The following is a 22,943-nucleotide window of genomic DNA, read 5'->3' on the forward strand; positions in this document are numbered from 1 at the left end:
GATAAAAAAACAAGATTCGGAGTCATATTTCATGAAGCTGCCATTCCCCGGCCGTCTCCTGGCCCTCGCCGTTGTCTCCTCGCTGTCCCTGGCTGTGCCGCTGGCGGCTGCCCACGCTGAAGAGCAACCCAAAGTCGCCTTGGTCATGAAGTCACTCGCCAATGAGTTTTTCCGCACCATGGAAGACGGTGCCAAGGACTATCAGAAAGCCCATCCTGCTGATTTCGAGCTGGTGGCCAACGGCATCAAGAACGAAACCGACACGGGTGAGCAGATTCGCATCGTCGAGCAAATGGTCAATTCCGGCGCCAAGGCGCTGGTGATCGCGCCAGCTGACTCCAAGGCACTGGTTTCGGTGGTGAAAAAGGCCATGGACAAAGGCGTGATCGTGATCAACATCGACAACCGCCTGGACCCCGAGCTGCTCAAGAGCAAAGGCATCAGCGTTCCGTTCGTCGGCCCGGATAATCGCAAGGGCGCACGCATGGTCGGCGAATACCTGGCCCAGCAGAAGCTCAAGGCCGGTGATCAGGTCGGCATCATCGAAGGCGTGCCAACCACCACCAACGCTCAGCAGCGTACCGCCGGTTTCAAGGACGCCATGACCAGTGCCGACATGAAGATCGTCTCGGTACAGTCCGGCAACTGGGAGATCGACAAGGGTAACGCGGTGGCTGCCTCGATGCTCAACGAGTACCCAGACCTCAAGGCACTGCTGGCCGGCAACGACAGCATGGCACTCGGCGCCGTTTCGGCAGTGCGCGCGGCGGGCAAGACCGGCCAGGTGCAGGTGGTTGGCTACGACAACATCAATGCCATCAAGCCCATGCTCAAGGACGGTCGCGTGCTCGCCACCCTCGACCAGGCCGCTAGCCAGCAGGCGGTGTATGGCATTCAGGCGGCGCTGCAGATCCTCAAGGGCGAGAAACCGAACGTCGACGCCGACAACGTCATTCAGACGCCGGTCGAACTCATCACCCAGCCCTGATCCTCGGGAGTGACGGCCATGCCTGAAGCGGCCAACGAAGTGGTGCTCGCCGCCAGCGCGCTGGGCAAACGCTACGCCCAGCCGGTGCTGGCCGAGGTCAGCCTGAGCCTGCACGCCGGTGAAGTGCTGGCGCTGACCGGTGAGAACGGCGCGGGCAAAAGTACCTTGTCCAAGCTCATCTGCGGGTTGGAAAGCCCCAGCACCGGGCAGATGCATTATCGCGGTCAAGCCTATGCGCCGGCCAGCCGCAGCGAGGCCGAGCGCCTGGGCGTGCGCATGGTGATGCAGGAACTCAACTTGCTGCCAACCTTGACGGTGGCGGAAAACCTGTTCCTCGACAACCTGCCCAGCCGTTTCGGCTGGATCAGCCACAAGCGCCTGCGTCAGCTGGCCACTGCCGCCATGGCCCAGGTCGGGCTCGATGCCATCGACCCTGACACGCCAGTGGGCGAGCTGGGCATCGGTCATCAGCAAATGGTCGAGATTGCGCGCAACCTGATCGGCGATTGCCGCGTGCTGATCCTCGATGAGCCCACGGCCATGCTCACGGCCCGCGAAGTCGAATTGCTGTTCACCCAGATCGAGCGCTTGCGTCAGCGCGGCGTGGCGATCGTGTACATCTCCCACCGCCTCGAGGAGTTGCAGCGCGTGGCACAGCGCATCGTCGTGCTGCGCGACGGCACGCTGGTGTGCGACGAGCCGATTCAGCGCTACAGCAGCGCCGAGCTGGTCAATCTGATGGTCGGCCGCGAGCTGGGCGAGCACATCGATCTGGGCCGGCGCCGCCTCGGCGCGGCGTTGCTCAAGGTCGACAACCTGTGCCGCGGCGACAAGGTGCGGGATGTATCGCTGCAGGTCAGGGCAGGGGAGATCTTCGGCATCTCCGGGCTGATCGGTGCCGGACGCACCGAGCTGCTGCGCCTGATCTACGGCGCCGACCGCGCCGACAGTGGCAGTATCCAGATTGGCCAGCCACTCCAGGCGGTCAACATCGACTCACCGAAGGCAGCGGTAAAAGCGGGCATTGCCTTGATCACCGAGGACCGCAAGGGCGAAGGCCTGCTGCTGACCCAGTCGATCAGTGCCAACATCGCGCTGGGCAACCTGCCGGCCGTGTCCCGTGCCGGGGTGCTCGATGGCGCGGCCGAACAGGCCTTGGCCGAACGCCAGATCAGCGCCATGCGCATCCGCAGTGCCAATGCGGCGCAGACGGTGGCAGAGCTGTCTGGCGGCAACCAGCAGAAAGTGGTGATCGGCCGCTGGCTGGAGCGTGATTGCCAGGTGCTGCTGTTCGATGAACCGACCCGCGGCATCGACGTCGGTGCCAAGTTCGATATCTATGGCTTGCTGGCCGAGCTCGCACGCCAGGGCAAGGCCTTGGTGATGGTGTCCAGCGACCTGCGCGAGTTGATGCTGATCTGCGACCGCATCGCCGTGATCTCGGCCGGTCGTCTGATCGATACGTTCGACCGTGAGCACTGGAGCCAGGATCAACTGCTCGCTGCTGCCTTCGCCGGTTACCAGAAACGTGATGCCTTGCTGCATGACGCAGCGCCCAGGATGGATGCATGAAAACCACACCACTCGATACAACCGGCGCCCCGGCGCGTCGCAGCGGCACCTATTTCGGCCTGGGCACCTACCTGGGCTTGGCCGGCGCCTTGCTGGCGATGATCGTGCTGTTCTCGTTCTTGAGCAGCCACTTCTGGTCGTACGCCACCTTCAGCACCTTGGCCAACCAGATCCCTGATCTGATGGTGCTGGCCGTGGGCATGACCTTCGTGCTGATCATCGGTGGCATCGACCTGTCGGTCGGTTCGGTCCTGGCCCTCGCAGCCTCGACCGTCAGCGTGGCGATGCTGGGCTGGGGCTGGAGCGTGCTGCCGGCGGCCTTGCTGGGTATGGCCATCGCGGCCCTGGCCGGCAGCATCACCGGTGCCGTCACCGTTGCCTGGCGCATCCCGTCCTTCATCGTGTCGCTCGGTGTGCTGGAGATGGCCCGAGGCCTGGCCTATCAGTTCACCGATTCGCGCACCGCTTACATCGGCGATGCCTTCGCCTGGTTTTCCGAGCCGTTCGCCTTCGGCATTTCGCCGGCCTTCGTGATTGCCTTGCTGGTCATCGTACTGGCGCAGCTGGTGCTCACCCGGACGGTGTTCGGCCGCTACCTGATCGGTATTGGCACCAATGAAGAGGCTGTGCGTCTGGCGGGTATCGACCCGCGGCCTTACAAGGTCTTGGTGTTTGCCCTGATGGGCCTGCTCGCGGGCCTGGCCGCGCTGTTTCAGATTTCGCGCCTGGAGGCCGCCGACCCCAACGCAGGTTCGGGCCTGGAGCTGCAGGTGATCGCTGCCGTGGTGATTGGCGGCACCAGCCTGATGGGCGGGCGCGGCTCGGTGATCAGCACGTTCTTTGGTGTGCTGATCATTTCGGTGCTCGCCGCAGGGCTTGCGCAGATCGGTGCTTCCGAGCCCACCAAGCGCATCATCACCGGGGCGGTGATCGTCATCGCCGTGGTGCTCGACACCTACCGTAGCCGGCGTGCAGGCCGGCGGAACTGACAACATGGCCACCATCAAAGATGTCGCTGCCCTGGCGGGCATTTCCTACACCACGGTGTCGCATGTGCTGAACAAGACGCGTCCGGTCAGCGAGCAGGTCCGGCTCAAGGTAGAGGCCGCGATCCTCGAGCTCGACTACGTGCCCAGCGCCGTGGCGCGCTCACTCAAGGCGCGCAGCACGGCGACCATCGGCCTGCTCGTGCCCAGTAGCGTCAACCCCTATTTCGCCGAATTGGCGCGCGGCATCGAGGATGCCTGCGAACGCAACGGCTACTGCGTGATCCTGTGCAACTCCGATGACAACCCGCAGAAACAGCGCAGCTACTTGCGGGTGTTGCTGGAAAAACGCATCGACGGCCTGGTGGTGGCATCGGTGGGCGAGGACGCCGACCTGTTGCAGAGCCTGGCCGGTGTGCGCACGCCCATGGTCATCGTCGACCGCGAACTCGAGGGCGTCGATGCCGATCTGGTGCGCATCGACCACGAACAAGGCGGCTACCTGGCAACCCGACATCTGCTGGATCTGGGTCACCGTGATATCGCCTACATCGGTGGCCCCGCCGAAACCGGTGTCAGTCAGCTGCGCCTGCGCGGTTTTCGCCGGGCGATGGCTGAAGCACAGGCACCGGTCGCCGCCGAGCGCGAGCTGCACTGCGACTTCACCAGCCCCGGTGGCCATGCCGCAGCCGGGCGCTTGCTCGATGGCGAACGCCCGACGGCCATCTTCGCCGGCAATGACATGATCGGTTTCGGCGTGTTGCGTGCGGCAGCCGAGCGCAATATTGACGTGCCCGGTGAGCTGTCGGTGATTGGCTTCGACGACATCGAGCTGAGCCGTTATGTGTACCCACCGTTGACCACCGTGGGTCAATCGATCCGCGAGTTGGGTGAAAGCGCCGCCGCCTTATTGCTGTCGCGCATCGCCGTGCCACGTGCTGGCGCTGCCGAGCAGCGCATTGTCGAGCCGCGCATCGTGCCGCGCGAATCCACCGGGCCGCGCCCGGATTTGTTCAATGATTACCGCTAAGGAATTGCAATGAGTGCCAAGGTCGTGGTGGTCGGGAGCCTGAATATGGACCTGGTGGCCCGCGCTCAGCGGCTGCCAAGGCCGGGCGAAACCCTTGCCGGGGAGCAGTTTTTCACCGTGCCTGGCGGCAAGGGCGCCAACCAGGCGGTAGCCGTGGCCCGCCTGGGCGCAAGCGTTGCCATGGTGGGCAATGTTGGCGATGACGCCTATGGCCAGCAGTTGCGCCAGGCGTTGCAGGCTGAAGGGGTCGAGTGCCAGGCGGTGAGCGTCTGTCCAGGCAGTTCCAGCGGCGTGGCGCTGATCACGGTCGATGCTGCCAGCCAGAACTGTATCGTCATCATACCCGGCGGCAATGGCCTGCTGACGCCTGCCTCGGTACAGCGTTTCGATGCCCTGCTGCAGGCGGCCGAGGTCATCATCTGCCAGCTGGAAGTGCCTGCCGAGACGGTAGCCTGGACGCTTGCCCGAGGTCGCGAGCTCGGCAAGCAGGTCATCCTCAATCCCGCCCCGGCTACAGGGCCGCTGCCGCCGGATTGGTTCGCCAACATCGATTATCTAACGCCGAACGAAAGCGAGGCCGGGGCGTTGACCGGTGAGCCGGTCACCGACCTGGACAGCGCCCGCCGCGCCGGTGAGCGCCTGTTGCACATGGGCGCTGGCAAGGTCATCGTCACCTTGGGCGCGCAGGGCGCATTGCTGGTCGAGCGTGCCGGCAGTCGGCATTTTCCGGCGCCGCACGTGCGACCGCTGGATACCACGGCGGCCGGTGACACCTTCATTGGCGGTTTTGCCGCAGCGCTGGTGCAAGGCCAGACGCAGGACCAGGCCATCGCCTTCGGTCAGCGTGCGGCAGCCTTGTCGGTCACCCGCGCCGGGGCGCAGCCGTCGATTCCGTACTTGGCGGAGCTCATCCCATGAAAAAGACCGCGTTGCTGAACATCGCCCTGTCGCGCACCATCGCCGGGATGGGGCACGGTGACATCTTGGTGATCGGTGATGCCGGGTTGCCGGTACCGCCTGGGGTCGAACTGATTGACTTGGCGTTGTGCCCGGGCATCCCCGATTTCACCAGCGTACTGCGCGCGGTATTGAGCGAGCTGCAGGTAGAGCGGCACGTTCTGGCTGAACAGATGCAAGCGGTGGTGCCGCCGGCGCTGGTCGAGATCGAGCGTCTGAAAGGCAAGCTCGGCAAGCGCGAATGGCTCGATCACGAAGCCTTCAAGCAGCTGACCCGCAATGCCCGGGCCATCGTGCGTACCGGCGAGTGTCAGCCCTACAGCAACATCGCCCTGGTCTCCGGCGTGACCTTTTAACGCCGCATGTTTTCTTTCGGCAACAGGAGTGCCCCATGCTCAAACCACTGCTACAAGGATTGACCCTCATGGCCGCTGCTGCCGCCACCAGCCTGCAGGCCGCCCCGCGTGAGCTGATCATCGACACCGACCCCGGTGCCGATGATGTGGTGGCGCTGTTCCTGGCGATGGCCTCGCGCGAGGAACTCAATATCCGCGCGATCACCACCGTGGCCGGCAACGTGCGCTTGGAAAAAACCTCGCGCAATGCGCGCTTGGCCCGTGAGTGGGCGGGGCGCGAAGACATTCCCGTGTATGCCGGAGCAGGCCGGCCACTGGTGCGCACGCCGATCTACGCCGCTGAAGTCCATGGCGAAGAGGGCCTTACCGGGGTACAGGTGCACGAGCCGAAACAAGCACTCGCCGACGGCAACGCCGTGCAATACCTGATCGATACCCTGGGTCAAGCGCAGCCGCACAGCATTACCCTGGCCATGCTCGGGCCACAGACCAATCTTGCACTGGCGCTGATTCAGCAGCCAGAGATCGCCAAGGGCATAAAGGAAGTGGTAGTAATGGGCGGCGCGCACTTCAACGGCGGCAACATCACGCCGGCTGCCGAATTCAACCTCTATGCCGACCCGCACGCAGCTGAAGTGGTGCTGGCCAGCGGTGTGCAGCTGACCTATCTACCGCTGGACGTCACGCACAAAGTGCTGACCAGCGATGCGCGGTTGAAACAGCTGGCCGCGGTGAACAACAAGACCAGCAAGCAGGTGGTCGATATCCTCGAGGCCTACATAAAGCACGACATGGACCTGTACGGCATGCCCGGCGGTCCGGTGCACGATGCCAGTGTCATCGCCTATCTGCTCAAGCCTGAGCTGTTCAGCGGCAGACGCATTCACATGAGCGTCGACAGCCGCGAGGGGCCAGGCTTCGGTCAGACCGTCGCTGACTGGTATGGGGTCCTCAAGCAGCCTGCCAACGTGCTGTGGATCAACGACGGCAACGCTCAAGGATTCTTCGATTTGCTCAGCGAGCGCCTGGCTCGATTGCCATAGCCCCATGCGGCGCGTAGCGCTCGAAGACCTGGTCGATGAAGCTGCGCGCCGCGTCACTGCCGCGGTCGCGCACCAGCAGATCGATGGCAATCAGCAGCAGCTCCTCGGGGGTGCCGGGGCTGTAGGCGCTCTGGCCCTCGGCCCATTTGACCTTGATGTTGGCGTCGATGCTGTGGGTGCTCATGAAGAGGTCTCGCTGGGGCCCGGGGCGGAGGGGCGAACACCGGATCCTGGCGTTCGAAGAAGGCACTGTGCCTTCACTTCCTAAAGTAAATCATGACTTTGCGGCTCGAACCAAGCGACTCGTCGGCTGAGCGGTAAAATTCGGTCACGATTGCCGTTGGCCGAAGCGGGCGCAGTTCGGGCAGACTTGCACGGTTTTGCAACAAACTCTTGGTGGAACTGTCGGATCAGGCAGTTCCCAGATCGATTTTAGGAGGATTCATGTTCCGTACCCGTGCGTTGCTGGCGACCTTGGCGGTTGCTGCTGTGTTGGCTGGTTGCAGCACCGGCGGCAGCTCCGGCGGTGGCCAGGCGGTCGATGGCACAGCCAGCAACGATGGTCGCTGCCAGGCCAGTGGTGCTGATTTTGCCATCGGCAAACAAGGCAGTGCCGACCTGCTCGAGCAAGCACGCAAGGCCAGCGGCTCGCAAACGGCGCGCATTCTCAAGCCGCGCGATGTGGTGACGTTGGAGTACCGCTCCGAGCGCTTGAACCTGAATGTTGACGAGCAGGGTGTCGTAACCCGCGTCAACTGCGGCTGAGAGGTCTGCCCATCGCTCCTGGTGGGCGATGCCAGCCAGAAGGCCATAAAAAAACCCGCCACACGTGGCGGGTTTTTTTACAGCTGCCCGAATTACTCCGGACGAACCTGAGCAGCCTGCATGCCCTTCTGGCCGCGCTCGGCGACGAAGGAAACAGTCTGGCCTTCTTTCAGGCTCTTGAAGCCGTCAGATTCGATGGCTTTGAAGTGTACGAACAGGTCGTCGCCGCCGCCTGCTGGGGTGATGAAGCCGTAGCCTTTCTCATCATTGAACCATTTGACGGTGCCTTGTTGGCGATTGGACATGAGGTGAATCTCCAGAACATTTAGTTTTTTCAGTGGTGCAATGCGGCCGAGGCTACGGAGCACGGGAACATCATAGTCTAATTCTGCGCATCTAGCGCTGTTTACCTTCGCAGGATATTGATCCGAGGCAAATAGTGCGTCGGTCACACCCGCGCCAGGCTCATTTCGGCTTGCAGGCAGCTTGTACGACCGACTGTGCTTTCTGCATCAGCTTGGTGTCCACGCCATCCTTGCTATCCAGGTCCTGAATCTCCTTGTCGGTGAAATTCTGCTTGATCGCCTGGGCACCACAGTCACAGTGCTTCTTGGCGGTCGCGGCATCCAGGCCCTTGTCGGTTGCCACCTGGGTGCATTGGTTCATGTATGCGGCCTCCTTCCCGGCGGGGAAGTTGCCGGCAGTGGCAGCCATCGGTAGCAGCAGGGCGCCAGTGGCCGCCAGGGCCAGAAGAGACGGTACTCGCATAACCAGTTACTCCTTGGGTTAAGGTCTCATCAAGAGTAGGTTGCTTCCCAAGGTCTGATAGGACTTTTCCTGGGTTAGTTCATCCAGGCGATGTAATTTCCAAATATTTCTGCCGGCCCTGCAACCCGCGTGCTAGCATGGTCGGCTTGCAGCTCGCCTCTGGCAGCTTGCAGCTATTTCTCATTTTCCAGTCACTCTGGTTCGTCCTGGCAAGCCGAAAGGCTTCTGCCACTGTGAGGCAGGCTTCCCGGCGGGAAGGCAGGTCGGATCTTGTACTGGCTCATCCCAACCCACGTGACCTTTGGTAGGGGTCACCACTAGGAGAGGAGGCGCCATGCCCGTTATTACTCTTCCCGATGGCAGTCAACGTTCGTTCGATCATGCCGTATCCGTTGCCGACGTCGCCGCATCCATTGGTGCCGGCCTTGCCAAGGCGACCGTGGCCGGCAAGGTCGACGGCAAGCTGGTCGATGCCTGCGACCTGATCCACAACGACGCCACCCTGCAGATCATCACCCCTAAAGATGAAGAGGGACTGGAGATCATCCGTCACTCGTGTGCCCACCTGGTCGGCCACGCGGTGAAACAGTTGTACCCAACCGCCAAGATGGTCATCGGTCCGGTGATCGATGAAGGTTTCTATTACGACATCGCCTACGAGCGGCCCTTCACTCCTGAAGACATGGCTGCCATCGAAAAGCGCATGATGGCGCTGATCGAGAAAGACTACGACGTGGTCAAGAAGATGACCCCGCGTGCAGAGGTCATCGACGTGTTCAAGGCCCGTGGCGAAGACTACAAGCTGCGCCTGGTCGAAGACATGCCCGATGAACAGGCCATGGGCCTGTATTATCACGAAGAATATGTCGACATGTGCCGCGGCCCGCACGTGCCGAACACCCGCTTCCTCAAGGCGTTCAAGCTGACCAAGCTGTCCGGCGCCTACTGGCGCGGCGATGCCAAGAACGAACAGCTGCAACGCGTCTATGGCACCGCCTGGGCCGACAAGAAGCAGCTGGCGGCGTACATCCAGCGTATCGAAGAAGCCGAAAAACGCGATCACCGCAAGATCGGCAAGCAGCTTGACCTGTTCCACCTGCAGGAAGAGGCGCCCGGCATGGTGTTCTGGCATGCCAACGGCTGGACCGTGTACCAGGTGCTCGAGCAGTACATGCGCCAGATCCAGCGCGCCAACGGTTACCAGGAAATCAAGACCCCGCAAGTGGTCGACCGCATTCTCTGGGAGCGTTCCGGCCACTGGTCGAACTATGCCGAAAACATGTTCACCACGTCGTCGGAAAGCCGTGATTACGCGGTCAAGCCGATGAACTGCCCGTGCCACGTGCAGGTGTTCAACCAGGGTCTGAAGAGTTATCGCGACCTGCCGCTGCGCCTGGCCGAATTCGGTGCCTGCCACCGCAATGAGCCGTCTGGCGCCCTGCATGGCATCATGCGCGTGCGCGGCTTCGTGCAGGACGATGCCCACATCTTCTGCACCGAGGAGCAGGTCAAGAAAGAGGCGGCCGACTTCATCAAGCTGACCCTGGACGTCTACAAGGACTTCGGCTTCAGCGACATCGCCATGAAGCTCTCCACCCGTCCGGCCAAGCGTGTCGGCTCCGAGGAGCTGTGGGACCGTGCCGAAGGTGCGCTGGCCGATGCCTTGAACGAATCGGGCCTGGAGTGGGAATACCAACCGGGCGAGGGTGCGTTCTACGGACCGAAGATCGAGTTCACCCTGCGCGATTGCCTGGGCCGTAACTGGCAGTGCGGCACTTTGCAGTACGACCCGAACCTGCCTGAGCGCCTGGACGCCAGCTACATCGCCGAGGACAACAGCCGCGTGCGCCCGGTCATGCTGCACCGCGCCATCCTCGGCTCGTTCGAGCGCTTCATCGGCATGCTGATCGAGCACTACGCCGGTGTGTTCCCCGCATGGCTGGCGCCGACCCAGGCGGTGATCATGAACATCACCGACAAACAGGCCGATTTCGCCCTCCAGGTGGAAAATGCACTGAACGGTAGCGGTTTCCGTGCCAAGTCGGACTTGAGAAATGAGAAGATCGGCTTTAAAATCCGCGAGCATACTTTGCTCAAGGTCCCGTACCTTTTGGTTATAGGGGACCGCGAAGTCGAAACGCAAACCGTCGCTGTGCGTACTCGTGAAGGCGCTGACCTGGGCTCCATGCCCGTCGCCCAGTTCACCGAGCTGCTGACACAAGCGGTTTCCCGGCGTGGTCGCCAAGAATCGGAGTAATGACTATTAAGCGTGAAATGAGAAATGATAAGCGTGCTGTACCGAAGGCCCCGATCAACGAGAATATCTCGGCCCGCGAGGTTCGGTTAATTGGCGCAGACGGCGAGCAGGTTGGCATCGTCTCGATTGATGAAGCGCTTCGTATCGCTGAAGAAGCGAAGCTGGATCTGGTGGAAATCTCTGCAGACGCGGTACCGCCTGTCTGCAAGGTGATGGACTACGGCAAGCACCTCTTCGAGAAGAAGAAGCAGGCCAACGAAGCCAAGAAAAATCAGAAGCAGATCCAGATTAAAGAAATCAAGTTTCGTCCAGGGACGGAAGAAGGGGATTACCAGGTAAAACTACGCAACCTGGTACGTTTCCTTGCCGATGGGGACAAGGCCAAGATCTCTCTGAGATTCCGTGGTCGTGAGATGGCCCACCAGGAGCTGGGCATGGAGCTGTTGAAGCGGGTCGAAGCTGACCTCGTGGAATACGGCACCGTGGAACAGCATCCTAAGATGGAAGGACGCCAGCTTATGATGGTCATCGCCCCCAAAAAGAAGAAGTAATCTCCCGGGCACGGCAGGCCTGATGATTATTGTGTAATTTTATCGAATGCGGAGTTCCAACATGCCAAAAATGAAAACCAAGAGCGGTGCTGCGAAGCGCTTCCTGAAGACCGCTTCCGGCTTCAAGCACAAGCACGCTTTCAAGAGCCACATCCTGACCAAAATGTCGACCAAGCGTAAGCGTCAACTGCGCGGTGCCAGCTTGCTGCACCCGTCCGACGTAGCAAAAGTCGAGCGCATGCTGCGCGTACGTTAATTCTGGTTTAGATAGAGGAAGTTACTCATGGCTCGTGTTAAGCGTGGCGTCATCGCTCGTAAGCGTCACAAGAAAATTCTGAAACTGGCTAAAGGCTACTACGGTGCACGCTCGCGCGTATTCCGCGTTGCCAAGCAGGCTGTCATCAAGGCTGGTCAATATGCCTACCGTGACCGTCGTCAGAAGAAGCGTCAGTTCCGCGCACTGTGGATCGCTCGTATCAACGCCGGTGCCCGCACCAACGGTCTGTCGTACAGCCGTCTGATTGCTGGCCTGAAAAAGGCGTCGATCGAAATCGACCGTAAGGTTCTGGCCGATCTGGCAGTGAACGAAAAAGCGGCGTTTGCTGCGATTGTCGAGAAAGCTAAAGCCGTTCTGGCTTAAGTACCCGCGACAATCACCCGGCGGTGCATGCGCCGCCGGGCATTGAACGTCATCGATAGGGGAAGAGCCTTCAAAGCTCTTCCCCTATTTTCGTATCTGGAGTCTGTACATGGAAAACCTGGATGCGCTGGTCTCGCAAGCCCTGGAGGCTGTCGAGCGCGCTGAAGACATCACTACCCTGGAACAGATCCGGGTTCAGTACCTCGGCAAGAAGGGCGAACTGACCCAGGTGATGAAGACCCTGGGCAACTTGCCAGCCGAACAGCGCCCGCAGGTCGGCGCGCTGATCAACGATGCCAAAGAGCGCGTGAGCGTCGTGCTCAACGCTCGCAAGGCCGCCTTTGGAGAGGCCGAGCTCAGCGCTCGCCTGGCCGCCGAATGCATCGACGTGACCCTGCCAGGCCGTGGCCAGACCACCGGCGGGCTGCACCCGATCACCCGTACCCTCGAGCGCATCGAACAGTTCTTCACCCACATCGGCTACGGCATTGCCGAAGGCCCAGAGGTCGAAGACGACTATCACAACTTCGAAGCGCTCAACATCCCTGGTCACCACCCGGCCCGGGCGATGCACGACACCTTCTACTTCAATGCCAACATGCTGCTGCGCACCCACACCTCGCCGGTGCAGGTGCGGACCATGGAGTCCAGCCAGCCGCCGATTCGCATTGTCTGCCCTGGCCGCGTGTACCGCTGCGACTCGGATATCACCCACTCGCCGATGTTCCACCAGGTCGAAGGCCTGTTGATCGACCGTGGCATCAACTTCGCCGACCTCAAGGGCACCATCGAAGAATTCCTGCGGGTGTTCTTCGAAAAAGAACTGGCTGTGCGCTTCCGCCCGTCGTTCTTCCCGTTCACCGAGCCCTCGGCGGAGGTCGATATCCAGTGCGTGATGTGTTCCGGCAAAGGCTGCCGTGTGTGCAAGCAGACCGGCTGGCTGGAAGTCATGGGTTGCGGCATGGTCCACCCCAACGTGCTGCGCATGTCTGGCATCGACCCTGAAGAGTTCCAAGGCTTCGCCTTCGGCATGGGCGCCGAGCGCCTGGCCATGCTGCGCTATGGCGTCAACGATTTGCGTCTGTTCTTCGATAACGACCTGCGGTTCCTGGCGCAATTCCGCTAGGCCCAATCGACGCACTTTCTAGGAGAACAGCATGAAATTCAGTGAACAGTGGCTGCGTGGTTGGGTAAACCCGCAAGTCTCCCGTGACGAACTGGTCGCCCGCCTGTCCATGGCCGGCCTTGAAGTCGACAGCGTCACCCCCGCTGCCGGCCAGTTCAGCGGCATCGTAGTGGGCGAGATCCTCGCCACCGAACAACACCCAGACGCCGACAAGCTGCGCGTCTGCCAGGTCAGCAACGGTCAGGAAACCTTCCAGGTCGTGTGCGGCGCGCCTAACGCCCGCCCTGGCATCAAGATTCCGTTCGCCATGATCGGCGCCGAACTGCCTGGCGACTTCAAGATCAAGAAGGCCAAGCTGCGCGGTGTCGAGTCGTTCGGCATGCTCTGCTCGGCAGCCGAATTGCAGATCAGCGAAGAGAACGACGGCCTGCTGGAACTGGCAATCGACGCTCCGGTTGGCGAGGATATCCGCCAGTACCTGAGCCTGGACGACGCCAGCATCGAGATCGGCCTGACGCCGAACCGCGGTGACTGCCTGTCCATCGCCGGCCTTGCCCGTGACGTCAGCGCGCTGTATGACGTACCGGTCACCCGCCCGGTGGTGCCAGCCGTTGCGCCTGCGCATGACGAAGTGCGCCCGGTCGAGGTGAGCGCGCCAGCGGCCTGCCCACGTTACCTGGGCCGCGTGATCCGTAACGTCGATTTGAGCAAGCCGACGCCGCTATGGATGGTCGAGCGCCTGCGTCGCAGCGACGTGCGCAGCATCGATGCGGCCGTCGATGTCACCAACTACGTGATGCTTGAGCTCGGTCAGCCGATGCACGCTTTCGACCTCGCTGAAATCAACGGCGGGATTCGTGTGCGCATGGCCGAGGAGGGCGAAAAGCTGGTGTTGCTCGACGGCCAGGAAGTGGCCCTGCGTGCCGATACCCTGGTCATCGCCGACCACACCCGGGCACTGGCGATTGCCGGCGTCATGGGCGGCGAGCACAGCGGTGTGAACACTGAGAAGACCCGCGACCTGTTCCTGGAAAGCGCCTTCTTCGAGCCGATTTCCGTCGCCGGTAAAGCGCGCTCCTACGGCCTGCACACCGATGCCTCGCACCGCTACGAGCGAGGTGTCGACTCGCAACTGGCCCGCGAAGCCATCGAGCGCGCGACTCAGCTGCTGCTTGATATCGTCGGCGGCGAAGCCGGCCCGGTGGTTGAAGCCGTCAGCGAGCAGCACCTGCCGAACATCGCCCCGGTAACCTTGCGCGCTGAGCGCATCAGCCAGATGCTGGGCATGCAAATGGACCCGGCGCAGGTCGAGCAACTGCTCAACAACCTGGGCCTGATGACTCGAGCGGCTGGGGAAGGGCAGTGGACCGTCAACGTGCCAAGCCACCGCTTCGACATCAGCCTGGAAGTCGACCTGATCGAAGAGTTGGCTCGTCTGTACGGTTACAACAACCTGCCCGTGCGTTACCCGCAAGCGCGCCTGGCGCCGCAAGCGCGTCCGGAAACCCGTGGTGAGCTGCCAAACCTGCGTCGCCTGCTGGTAGCCCGTGGTTATCAGGAAGCCATTACCTACAGCTTCATCGATCCCAAGCTGTTCGAGCTGTTCAGCCCAGGCGTCGAGCCGCTGCTGCTGGCCAACCCGATCTCCAACGACATGGCCGCCATGCGCGCCTCATTGTGGCCCGGCCTGGTCAAGGCGCTGCAGCACAACCTCAACCGCCAGCAAGACCGCGTACGCCTGTTCGAAAGTGGTCTGCGTTTTGTCGGCCAGCTCGGCGACCTGCAGCAGCAGCCAATGATCGCTGGCGTGGTGACCGGCAGCCGCCTGCCTGAGGGCTGGGCCAACGGCCGTGACAGCCTCGACTTCTTCGACGTCAAGGCCGATGTCGAAGCCCTGTTGGGTTACAGCGGCGCGCTGAGCGATTTCACCTTCGTCGCCGGCAAGCATCCGGCCCTGCACCCTGGCCAGACTGCTCTGATCCAGCGTGACGGCAAGGATGTCGGCTATCTCGGCGCCCTGCACCCGGAGCTTGCCAAAGCCCTGGACCTGGACCGCCCGGTGTTCGTCTTCGAGCTGGTGTTGGAAGATGTGGTCGAAGGCCGCCTGCCTAAATTCCGCGAATTGTCCAAGTTCCCAGAAACCCGTCGTGACCTGGCTTTGATCGCAGGACGTGATGTAGCGTCTCAAGCAGTGCTTGACGTAATTCGTGACAATGCAGGCGAATGGCTCACAGACCTCAGGCTGTTTGATGTCTACCAGGGTAAAGGTATTGATCCTGATAGAAAAAGCCTGGCCGTCGGCTTGACCTGGCAGCATCCATCGCGCACTCTTAACGACGATGAGGTGAACACTACCCTGCACAACATCCTCACCTCGCTCGAACAAAGGTTGAACACCACGTTAAGGAAATAACGGCATGGGTGCTCTGACGAAAGCTGAGATGGCCGAGAGGCTGTACGAGGAGCTGGGGCTTAACAAGCGTGAGGCCAAGGAGTTGGTCGAGCTGTTTTTTGAAGAAATTCGGCACGCACTTGAAGAGAACGAGCAGGTCAAATTGTCCGGTTTCGGCAATTTTGACCTTCGCGACAAACGTCAGCGGCCGGGCCGCAACCCCAAGACTGGGGAAGAGATCCCGATCACCGCACGGCGCGTCGTCACCTTTCGTCCAGGGCAGAAGTTGAAGGCCCGGGTTGAGGCCTATGCTGGAACCAAGCCATAACGACGAACTGCCCCCCATACCGGGCAAACGCTACTTCACTATCGGTGAAGTCAGCGAGTTGTGTGCCGTAAAGCCACACGTGCTGCGGTATTGGGAGCAGGAGTTTGCGCAACTCAATCCTGTGAAGCGGCGGGGCAACCGGCGGTACTATCAGCGCCAAGACGTGCTGATGATCCGCCAGATCCGGGCCTTGCTGTATGATCAGGGCTTCACCATCGGCGGGGCGCGCTTGCGGCTTTCCAGTGATGAGGTGAAGGATGAGTCGAGCCAGTACAAGCAGCTGATTCGGCAGATGATCGTCGAATTGGAAGATGTGTTGGTGGTTTTGAAGAAGTAGCTTGGCGGTTTCTGATGAGTGGAAAATTTTTGAGAAAAAAGCTTCCATTAATCATGAGCTTAGGGTACATTCTTCAACGTTCTTGGCAACATCGAGAACATGCTTCAAGCCCAGTCGGGGCGTAGCGCAGCCCGGTAGCGCACTTGCATGGGGTGCAAGGGGTCGAGTGTTCGAATCACTCCGTCCCGACCATATATTTCAGTGATTTAGGCCATTTCCGAAAGGGGTGGCCTTTTTCATGTGCGTGACTTTTGAGTGACTTCTCACCTTTTACACCTGCCTCCTTTTCAAAACGGTCAGTCCTCGCCTTCTCAAATGGCCTCAGTGCTCCTCCAGCCTTCTGCTGTGTGTTTTTCATCCCAACGGCGCTCCATCCCCGCGCCTACCAGCGGACCGTTGTGTTAAAAAGTGGAGGTCCTACAGGAGGTTCGATATGGGCAAGACAGCCAAACCGTTTTATCTCGTCGCCGCGCCGTTGATTGCCGTGGGTGCTGCATTCGCAGCTGTGGGCTTTTCAGGGCAGTCTGCGTTCGGTTACACCGCAGTGGGTTTGCTGGTGCCAGGCGCGGGGTTATTGATCGCCGGGTACTGTCGGCGGGCTTGAGTTGCAAGGGGGGCTGAGGGGCGTTTCATCCGGGGTGTTCGGCGTCTCATCGCGCCCGGTGTACCTGGGCCGGCCTCCGCGGCTGCCTAGCTGTCACCTGCACTCGTGCGTTGGTTTGGCCTTGAGACAGCCCGCCCGAGTGCATTCGACAGGCGCTCGAATACCTTGGCCGTCTCCGCCAGTTTCGCTGCCCGCAGGCCCCCATGCAGCATCCCCAGTGCCAGATGGAATTCCACCGCCACCCCTGCCGTGGCCAATGCGCTTGCGTAAGCCTGGGCATGATCGGCGAGGGGATCGTACTGCGCCGCCACGATGAATGCAGGGGCGAGCCCTGGTCGGATGGTTGCATCGAGCGGCAGCGCCCTGGGGTCAAGGTACTGTTCTGGCTCCGGCGCGTAGAGCGCCAGTGCAGCGTGCACGTCGGCACTGGTCAGCAGCGGCGCATCGGCGTGGGCCTGCATGGACGGCAGATCGGGACGCCGCGTGAGCAGGGGATAGAGCAACCCCTGCAGCAGCGGTTGAGGCTGGCCGCGGTCGTGCAGGTCGATACACAGCCCAGCCGCCAGCGTTGCACCGGCGCTGTCACCGACCACCGCCAGAGCGCGGGTATCGACGTCGTGCCAATGGCCCTGGTTCAGCGCCTCCCACACGGTGCGCGTATCATCCAACTGCGCAGGAAAGCGATGTTCAGGCGCAAGCCGGTAGCCCACTGCGATCACCCTGGCATGCAGGCGCGACAACAGCGCGTGCGCGAACCAGTCGTGAGTAGTGTGGTCGCCCAGGCACCAGCCGCCTCCGTGCAGGTACATGATCGTGGGCAGGGGGACCGCTTGCGCCGCTGCCTCGGGTTTATAGATGCGAACCGGCACGTGCCGGCAGTGTTCGTCGGTCACAGCGATACCAGCCATGTCCGGGGAAAAATACCTGCCCGATTCGGCAAAGCGTGCGCGGCGCACCTGCCAATCTTCGGTGTTCCCTTCGAACTGGGCGCATTCGCGCAGGTACTGCTGAAGTTGCGGTTCGAGTGTGTACGTGGACATTCAAGCCTCGCGGTCTGGCGTTGCCTGGGTAAGCATCAGAAAACGAACTGATGGCCCAGTTCATTCTCGACCCAACGCAGGAAACATCGAACTCTGGGAAACGCCGCGTGGGCTTTGGGAAACACCAGGTGATGCGCAGCCACCGGCGCGCCCAGCGCTTCGGGCGCCACTTTGACCAGGGTACCGGCCTCAAGGTATTTCTGCGCGAGCAAGCCGCTTTCCAACGCGAAACCCAGGCCATGGCTGGCCGCCTCCAGGCTCATGTAGGAGCGGTCGAAACTCAGGGTATAGGGTTTTTCAGGGCGTGCCAGGCCATGCTGGGCGAACCAGGCCGGCCATTTCAGCAGGGTTGCCTCGGACAAGATCAAGTCGCGGTCGAGCAGGTCGCCGGCGTGGCGCACGGGCTGGCGTGCCAGGAGTTTCGGCGCGGCCAGCACTTCGAAGGTCTCGTTGGCCATGGTGCGGACCTCGTAACTGGGCCAATTCGGCTCGCCGTGGCGGATATCTACATCGATCTGGTCGCGGCTGAAATGCAGCGCTTCATAGGAGCAAGACAGATTGATCTGGATGGCCGGGTATTCCTCGCGAAACGCCTCCAGGCGCGGCATCAGCCAAAGCAGGCCGAAGCTTGGCGAGGAATGCAGGCGTAAGCAGTCCAGGCTGACATCGCTACTGGCGCGCTCGGTGGCGATGGCCAGGCTGTGCAGGAGGCCCGACACCTCTTTCAGGTATTGCTCGCCCACCGGGGTGAGTGCAACGCCCCGAGCGCCACGCACGAACAGCTGCCTGCCGATCATCGCCTCCAGCTTGGCCAACTGGTGGCTCACGGCAGAGGGCGTCAGGTCCAGTACTTCGGCAGCGCGTGCGACATTGCCGAAGCGGGCGGCCTGTTCGAAGGCCTGGATGGTCTTAAGCGGCGGCAAGGGCGCTGCCGCATCATTGAGAGAACGCATTTAGCTAGCTCCATTCGTTATTTTTATTCGTGCTGCGAGACCAAGATAGTTCAGGAGTGCTGAAATTTTTTCAGTATCAAATGATTTTCACGTTATTGCTCGTCCTCCTGGCGGAGACCAAGCTGAACCCACGATTCACAGATCGACCCACAACAACAAACAAAGGGTTCATGCATGCTTCTTCAAGGTAAAGTCGCAATCATCACCGGCGCCGCTTCAGCGCGCGGTATTGGCCGGGCCACTGCCATGGCCTTCGCCGAACACGGCGCTCGGGTCGTGATCCTCGACCTCGACGCGTCTGCTGCTCGCGATGCCGCTGCGGCACTGGGCGAGGGGCATCTTGGCTTGTCCGCCAACGTGACCGATGAGCTTCAGGTGCAGCGTGCAGTGGCGACGGTCATCGAGCAGTTCGGCCGCATCGACGTGCTGATCAACAACGCCGGGATCACCCAGCCACTGAAGACTCTGGATATCCGCGGCGCCGACTACGACAAGGTGCTCGACGTCAGCCTGCGCGGCACGTTGCTGATGTCCCAGGCGGTGATCCCTTCCATGCGCGCGCAGTCGAGTGGCAGCATCGTGTGCATGTCCTCGGTGTCTGCCCAACGCGGCGGTGGCATTTTCGGTGGTCCGCACTACAGCGCCGCAAAGGCGGGCGTACTCGGCCTCGCCAGGGCGATGGCGCGGGAATTGGGGCCGGACAATGTGCGGGTCAATTCCATTGCGCCAGGTTTGATCCACACCGATATCACGGGCGGCCTGATGCAGGACGAACGTCGCCACGCCATCATTGAAGGCATTCCGCTGGGGCGGCTTGGCCAGGCACAGGATGTGGCCAACGCGGCGTTGTTCCTCGCCAGCGACCTGTCCAGCTACCTCACCGGTATCACCCTGGATGTCAACGGCGGGATGCTGATCCACTGAGTTCACGTGGGCGGGCCGAGCACGGCCCGCGCGGTTCTGGATCGATGGCCCAGCCAGGTTGCAGGCCTGGCGGTCAATAACAACAAGAGATCGAACCCTCATGACTACCCTTTCGCTCGAAGCGGTTTCGACCGTGCGTACCTCCGCCTATCGCAAGACCGCCTGGCGCCTGATGCCGTTCCTGATGCTGTGCTACCTCTGCGCTTATCTGGACCGGGTCAACGTCGGCTTCGCCAAGTTGCAGATGATGAATGACCTGGCCTTGAGCGAAGCCGTCTATGGACTTGGCGCAGGCATGTTCTTCATCGGTTATTTTCTCTGTGAGGTGCCCAGCAACATCATCCTGCACAAGGTCGGCGCGCGGGTGTGGATCGCCCGCATCATGATTACCTGGGGGATCATTTCGGCGCTGTTCGCGTTCGTCGAGACCGCCTGGCAGTTTTACCTGCTGCGCTTTTTTCTCGGCGTGGCCGAAGCGGGCCTGGCCCCGGGCTTGCTGCTCTACCTGACCTACTGGTTTCCCTCCTATCGGCGTGCACGCATGACGGTGCTGTGGTTCATCGCCATCCCACTGTCAGGCATGGTCGGCGGGCCGCTCTCCGGCTGGATCATGAACGCGTTCGCCGGCGTGCAGGGCTGGGCCGGCTGGCAATGGATGTTTGTGCTCGAAGCCGTGCCGACAGTCGTGGTTGGCCTGCTGGTACTGGCTTACCTCAAAGACGGGGTGCATCAGGCTACCTGGCTCAACGATGAGGAGAAGGTCCTGGTCACCCGCGAGTTGGCCGAGGACAACCAGCACAAGGTTACCCATGCTTCGGTGGGCGAGTTCATCCGCGACCGCCGCTTATGGTTGCTGGCTGGCATCTATTTCTGCGTGGTCATGGGCCAGTATGCCGTTACGTTCTGGCTACCGACGCTGGTGCGCAATGCCGGCGTATTCGATCCGCTGCACATCGGCATGCTGTCCAGCCTGCCGTACCTGTGCGCGATAGCCGCCATGCTGCTGGTCGGGCGTAGCGGCGACAAACACCGCGAGCGCCGCTGGCATTTGATCGTGCCGATGATCGCCGGCGCCATCGGCCTCAGCCTGGCCGCCTTGATGGGGGGCAATGTCACGCTTTCGATTCTCAGCCTGTGCCTGGCTGCGTCCGGGATCCTGTCGGCCACCTCGCTGTTCTGGATGCTTCCGACCACGCTGCTGGGCGGCGTCTCCGCTGCTGCGGGCATCGCCGCGGTCAACAGCTTCGCCAACCTGGCCGGTTTCTGCTCACCCTACCTGATTGGCTGGATCACCACCCAGACAGGGTCCAGTGCCATCGGCATGTACCTGATTACCGGGGTCTTGCTGATTGGGTCCTCGCTGGTCTTGCGCATCCCCGCTGCTGCAGTCAATCGATGAAATAACGGAGCCACTTCATGACTACCACTACCACGCCTGCCTTGAGCCTGGCCGAGCGCGCGCACAATATCCGCCGACATGCGCTGCGCATGGGCCAGGTACAAGGCCAAGGTTATGTCGGCCAGGCCCTGGGCGCTGCGGACCTGCTGGCTGTGTCTTACTTTCATGCGCTGAACCATCGGCCTGATGACCCGGACTGGGAGCCACGCGATCGCTTCTATCTGTCGATCGGGCATTACGCGATAGCACTCTATGCTGCCTTGATCGAAGCGCGCATCGTCCCGCTCGAGGAGCTGGAAACGTATGGTTCTGATGACAGCCGCCTGCCGATGTCGGGCATGGCCGCCTACACCCCTGGCATGGAAATCACCGGAGGTTCGCTGGGGCAGGGGCTGGGGATCGCGGTCGGGGCCTGCCTGGGCCTCAAGCGCAAGCAGTCGAAGTCCTTCGTCTACAACCTGCTGTCCGATGGTGAGCTCAATGAAGGCTCGACCTGGGAGGCGGTGATGTCGGCCTCGCACTGGCAACTCGACAACCTGATCGCCATCGTCGATGTGAACAACCAGCAGGCCGATGGCTATTCGAGCGAGATTCTTTCTTTCGAGCCGATCGTGGACCGCTGGCAGGCGTTCGGCTGGTTCACCCAGCGTGTCGATGGCAATGACCTCAAGGCCCTGGTCGCAGCATTCGATGCCGCGCGCACCTTCGCCGGGACGCAACCGCGCGTGATCATTTGCGACACGAAGATGGGCAAGGGCGTGCCGTTTCTGGAGGCCCGGGAGAAAACCCACTTCATCCGGGTTGAAGAACACGAATGGGCGATGGCCCTCGACCATCTCGAACAAGGACAACAGCGATGAACAACTCGAATACTGGCGCTGGTGAACCGACCAAGAAGCGCCTGACCACCTCGGCGATGATCGCCTCGATTGCCGCCGAGGGCCAGGCCACCCGGGCGGCGCCCTTTGGTCATGCACTGGCTGCCCTGGCCGAGCATCGCACGGACATTGTCGGGCTGTCGGCCGACCTGTCCAAGTACACCGACCTGCACATTTTCGCCAAGGCGCACCCAGAGCGCTTCTACCAGATGGGCATGGCCGAGCAGTTACTGATGAGCGCCGCCGCCGGCATGGCGCGCGAGGGCTTCGTGCCCTTCGCCACGACCTATGCGGTGTTCGCCTCGCGGCGCGCATACGATTTCATCTGCATGGCGATCGCCGAAGAGAACCTGAACGTCAAGATCGTCTGCGGGCTGCCTGGGCTCACCACCGGCTACGGGCCGAGCCATCAGGCGACCGACGATCTGGCCATCTTCCGCGCGATGCCGAACCTGATGATCGTCGATCCGTGCGACGCGGTGGAAATCGAACAGGCAGTGCCGGCAATCGCCGCCCACCAGGGGCCGGTCTATATGCGCCTGCTGCGCGGCAATGTACCGGTGGTGCTCGATGAATACGGCTACACGTTCGAGATCGGCAAGGCCAAGACCCTGCGCACGGGCAGGGACGTGCTGATCATTTCAACCGGGCTCATGACCATGCGCTCGCTGGACGCTGCGAAGGCGTTGCAGGCCGATGGGGTGGACGTCGCGGTGCTGCACGTGCCGACCATCAAGCCCTTGGATGAACATACCATCCTCGCCGAGGCCAGGCAGTCCGGGCGGCTCGTGGTGACCGCCGAGAACAGCAGCATCATTGGCGGCCTGGGCGAGGCGGTCGCGGGCTTGTTGCTGCGCAACGGCGTGACCCCCACGTTCCGCCAGATCGCGTTGCCCGACGCGTTCCTCGATGCAGGGGCCTTGCCGACGCTGCATGACCGTTACGGTATTTCGACCGAAGCGGTGTGCGCGCAGATCAAAGCCTGGCTGTGATTGCGCTTTCAAGGAACATGCTGCCGCTTGACGCCTCCGTGACCAAAGAGCCTGCGC

26 protein-coding genes and 1 tRNA gene are annotated in these 22,943 nt (G+C 61.7%); 22 read left to right on the forward strand and 5 right to left on the reverse strand.

The genetic code is table 11. The features are described from left to right. Positions 1-31: 31 nt before the first annotated feature. Genes FS665_RS02120 through FS665_RS02150 form a run of 7 tightly spaced genes read left to right on the forward strand, consistent with a single transcriptional unit; the run spans position 32 to position 6,932 of the window. Positions 32-988 (forward strand): sugar ABC transporter substrate-binding protein, encoded by a 957-nt coding sequence (locus tag FS665_RS02120; RefSeq protein ID WP_145182645.1) that lies wholly within the window; start codon positions 32-34, stop codon positions 986-988. An 18-nt stretch (positions 989-1,006) separates the two neighbouring features. Then, entirely contained in the window at positions 1,007-2,560 is a 1,554-nt protein-coding gene (locus tag FS665_RS02125; protein WP_145182648.1) for a sugar ABC transporter ATP-binding protein, read from the forward strand. Beyond that, on the forward strand, positions 2,557-3,549 hold the full coding sequence (locus tag FS665_RS02130) for an ABC transporter permease (protein WP_145182651.1): 993 nt from the start codon (positions 2,557-2,559) through the stop codon (positions 3,547-3,549). Before FS665_RS02125 ends, FS665_RS02130 begins: the two co-directional genes overlap by 4 nt. Positions 3,550-3,553: 4 nt before the next feature. Beyond that, positions 3,554-4,576, forward strand: coding sequence for a LacI family DNA-binding transcriptional regulator (locus FS665_RS02135; RefSeq protein WP_145182654.1), 1,023 nt, complete (start codon positions 3,554-3,556; stop codon positions 4,574-4,576). Positions 4,577-4,585: 9 nt separating this feature from the next. Then, entirely contained in the window at positions 4,586-5,494 is a 909-nt protein-coding gene (rbsK, locus tag FS665_RS02140; protein ID WP_145182657.1) for a ribokinase, read from the forward strand. Beyond that, on the forward strand, positions 5,491-5,889 hold the full coding sequence (gene rbsD, locus FS665_RS02145) for a D-ribose pyranase (RefSeq protein WP_145182661.1): 399 nt from the start codon (positions 5,491-5,493) through the stop codon (positions 5,887-5,889). Before rbsK ends, rbsD begins: the two co-directional genes overlap by 4 nt. A gap of 35 nt (positions 5,890-5,924) precedes the next feature. After that, positions 5,925-6,932, forward strand: a complete 1,008-nt coding sequence (locus FS665_RS02150; protein WP_145182664.1) for a nucleoside hydrolase — start codon at positions 5,925-5,927, stop codon at positions 6,930-6,932. On the opposite strand, the gene FS665_RS02155 is transcribed toward FS665_RS02150, so the two are convergent. Next, positions 6,904-7,116 (reverse strand): hypothetical protein, encoded by a 213-nt coding sequence (locus FS665_RS02155; RefSeq protein ID WP_145182667.1) that lies wholly within the window; start codon positions 7,114-7,116, stop codon positions 6,904-6,906. The two genes, FS665_RS02150 and FS665_RS02155, sit on opposite strands and share 29 nt — an antisense overlap. 260 nt (positions 7,117-7,376) lie before the next feature. Between FS665_RS02155 and FS665_RS02160 the strand changes: the two genes are divergently transcribed. Further along, a complete protein-coding gene (locus FS665_RS02160) occupies positions 7,377-7,697 on the forward strand; it encodes an I78 family peptidase inhibitor (RefSeq protein ID WP_145182670.1) in 321 nt (106 codons plus the stop codon). 92 nt (positions 7,698-7,789) lie between these two features. Here the strand turns inward: FS665_RS02160 and FS665_RS02165 are convergent, their stop codons facing one another. Next, positions 7,790-8,002 (reverse strand): cold-shock protein, encoded by a 213-nt coding sequence (locus FS665_RS02165; RefSeq protein ID WP_003250656.1) that lies wholly within the window; start codon positions 8,000-8,002, stop codon positions 7,790-7,792. Between the two features lie 160 nt (positions 8,003-8,162). Continuing rightward, positions 8,163-8,465, reverse strand: coding sequence for a hypothetical protein (locus tag FS665_RS02170; protein WP_145182673.1), 303 nt, complete (start codon positions 8,463-8,465; stop codon positions 8,163-8,165). A gap of 334 nt (positions 8,466-8,799) precedes the next feature. On the opposite strand from FS665_RS02170, the gene thrS reads away from it, so the two are divergent. The 10 genes from thrS (at position 8,800) to FS665_RS23360 (ending at position 16,700) form a co-directional block, all read left to right on the forward strand. Then, entirely contained in the window at positions 8,800-10,722 is a 1,923-nt protein-coding gene (gene thrS / locus FS665_RS02175; RefSeq protein ID WP_145182676.1) for a threonine--tRNA ligase, read from the forward strand. Continuing rightward, positions 10,722-11,273 carry a translation initiation factor IF-3 gene (gene infC / locus FS665_RS02180; RefSeq protein ID WP_178108280.1) on the forward strand — a complete coding sequence of 184 codons (552 nt, stop codon included), beginning with the start codon at positions 10,722-10,724 and terminating at the stop codon, positions 11,271-11,273. Before thrS ends, infC begins: the two co-directional genes overlap by 1 nt. Before the next feature lie 61 nt (positions 11,274-11,334). Further along, positions 11,335-11,529 carry a 50S ribosomal protein L35 gene (gene rpmI, locus FS665_RS02185; RefSeq protein ID WP_003250667.1) on the forward strand — a complete coding sequence of 65 codons (195 nt, stop codon included), beginning with the start codon at positions 11,335-11,337 and terminating at the stop codon, positions 11,527-11,529. Between the two features lie 27 nt (positions 11,530-11,556). Beyond that, positions 11,557-11,913 (forward strand): 50S ribosomal protein L20, encoded by a 357-nt coding sequence (rplT, locus tag FS665_RS02190; RefSeq protein ID WP_003250671.1) that lies wholly within the window; start codon positions 11,557-11,559, stop codon positions 11,911-11,913. A gap of 109 nt (positions 11,914-12,022) precedes the next feature. Further along, positions 12,023-13,039, forward strand: a complete 1,017-nt coding sequence (gene pheS, locus FS665_RS02195) for a phenylalanine--tRNA ligase subunit alpha (protein ID WP_145182679.1) — start codon at positions 12,023-12,025, stop codon at positions 13,037-13,039. Positions 13,040-13,070: 31 nt separating this feature from the next. Next, positions 13,071-15,452: a phenylalanine--tRNA ligase subunit beta gene (pheT, locus tag FS665_RS02200; RefSeq protein ID WP_145182682.1), complete on the forward strand. Its 2,382-nt coding sequence runs from the start codon at positions 13,071-13,073 to the stop codon at positions 15,450-15,452. A gap of 4 nt (positions 15,453-15,456) precedes the next feature. Further along, a complete protein-coding gene (ihfA, locus tag FS665_RS02205; RefSeq protein WP_003250679.1) occupies positions 15,457-15,759 on the forward strand; it encodes an integration host factor subunit alpha in 303 nt (100 codons plus the stop codon). Further along, positions 15,740-16,096 (forward strand): MerR family transcriptional regulator, encoded by a 357-nt coding sequence (locus FS665_RS02210; protein ID WP_145182685.1) that lies wholly within the window; start codon positions 15,740-15,742, stop codon positions 16,094-16,096. Before ihfA ends, FS665_RS02210 begins: the two co-directional genes overlap by 20 nt. 115 nt (positions 16,097-16,211) lie before the next feature. Next, positions 16,212-16,288: transfer RNA gene (locus FS665_RS02215), tRNA-Pro, on the forward strand. A 241-nt stretch (positions 16,289-16,529) separates the two neighbouring features. Next, positions 16,530-16,700 carry a hypothetical protein gene (locus tag FS665_RS23360; RefSeq protein WP_178108281.1) on the forward strand — a complete coding sequence of 57 codons (171 nt, stop codon included), beginning with the start codon at positions 16,530-16,532 and terminating at the stop codon, positions 16,698-16,700. Between the two features lie 86 nt (positions 16,701-16,786). On the opposite strand, the gene FS665_RS02220 is transcribed toward FS665_RS23360, so the two are convergent. Next, entirely contained in the window at positions 16,787-17,740 is a 954-nt protein-coding gene (locus tag FS665_RS02220) for an alpha/beta hydrolase (protein ID WP_145182688.1), read from the reverse strand. 35 nt (positions 17,741-17,775) lie between these two features. Beyond that, positions 17,776-18,693, reverse strand: a complete 918-nt coding sequence (locus tag FS665_RS02225; protein WP_145182690.1) for a LysR substrate-binding domain-containing protein — start codon at positions 18,691-18,693, stop codon at positions 17,776-17,778. A 174-nt stretch (positions 18,694-18,867) separates the two neighbouring features. On the opposite strand from FS665_RS02225, the gene FS665_RS02230 reads away from it, so the two are divergent. The 4 genes from FS665_RS02230 to FS665_RS02245 all read left to right on the forward strand — a co-directional run bounded on the left by FS665_RS02230 (position 18,868) and on the right by FS665_RS02245 (position 22,886). Further along, positions 18,868-19,617 carry an SDR family NAD(P)-dependent oxidoreductase gene (locus FS665_RS02230; protein ID WP_145182693.1) on the forward strand — a complete coding sequence of 250 codons (750 nt, stop codon included), beginning with the start codon at positions 18,868-18,870 and terminating at the stop codon, positions 19,615-19,617. Between the two features lie 100 nt (positions 19,618-19,717). Further along, the gene (locus tag FS665_RS02235) at positions 19,718-21,016 is read left to right on the forward strand and encodes an MFS transporter (RefSeq protein WP_145182695.1); all 1,299 of its coding nucleotides are present in this window, start codon (positions 19,718-19,720) and stop codon (positions 21,014-21,016) included. 17 nt (positions 21,017-21,033) lie between these two features. Continuing rightward, positions 21,034-21,876 carry a transketolase gene (locus tag FS665_RS02240; RefSeq protein WP_145182697.1) on the forward strand — a complete coding sequence of 281 codons (843 nt, stop codon included), beginning with the start codon at positions 21,034-21,036 and terminating at the stop codon, positions 21,874-21,876. Further along, complete coding sequence (locus FS665_RS02245; RefSeq protein ID WP_145182700.1) at positions 21,873-22,886, forward strand: transketolase family protein; 1,014 nt, start codon at positions 21,873-21,875, stop codon at positions 22,884-22,886. Before FS665_RS02240 ends, FS665_RS02245 begins: the two co-directional genes overlap by 4 nt. The last annotated feature ends 57 nt before the right edge of the window (positions 22,887-22,943 follow it).

It is taken from the genome of Pseudomonas sp. URMO17WK12:I11 (assembly GCF_007677725.1).
Taxonomy (GTDB): domain Bacteria; phylum Pseudomonadota; class Gammaproteobacteria; order Pseudomonadales; family Pseudomonadaceae; genus Aquipseudomonas.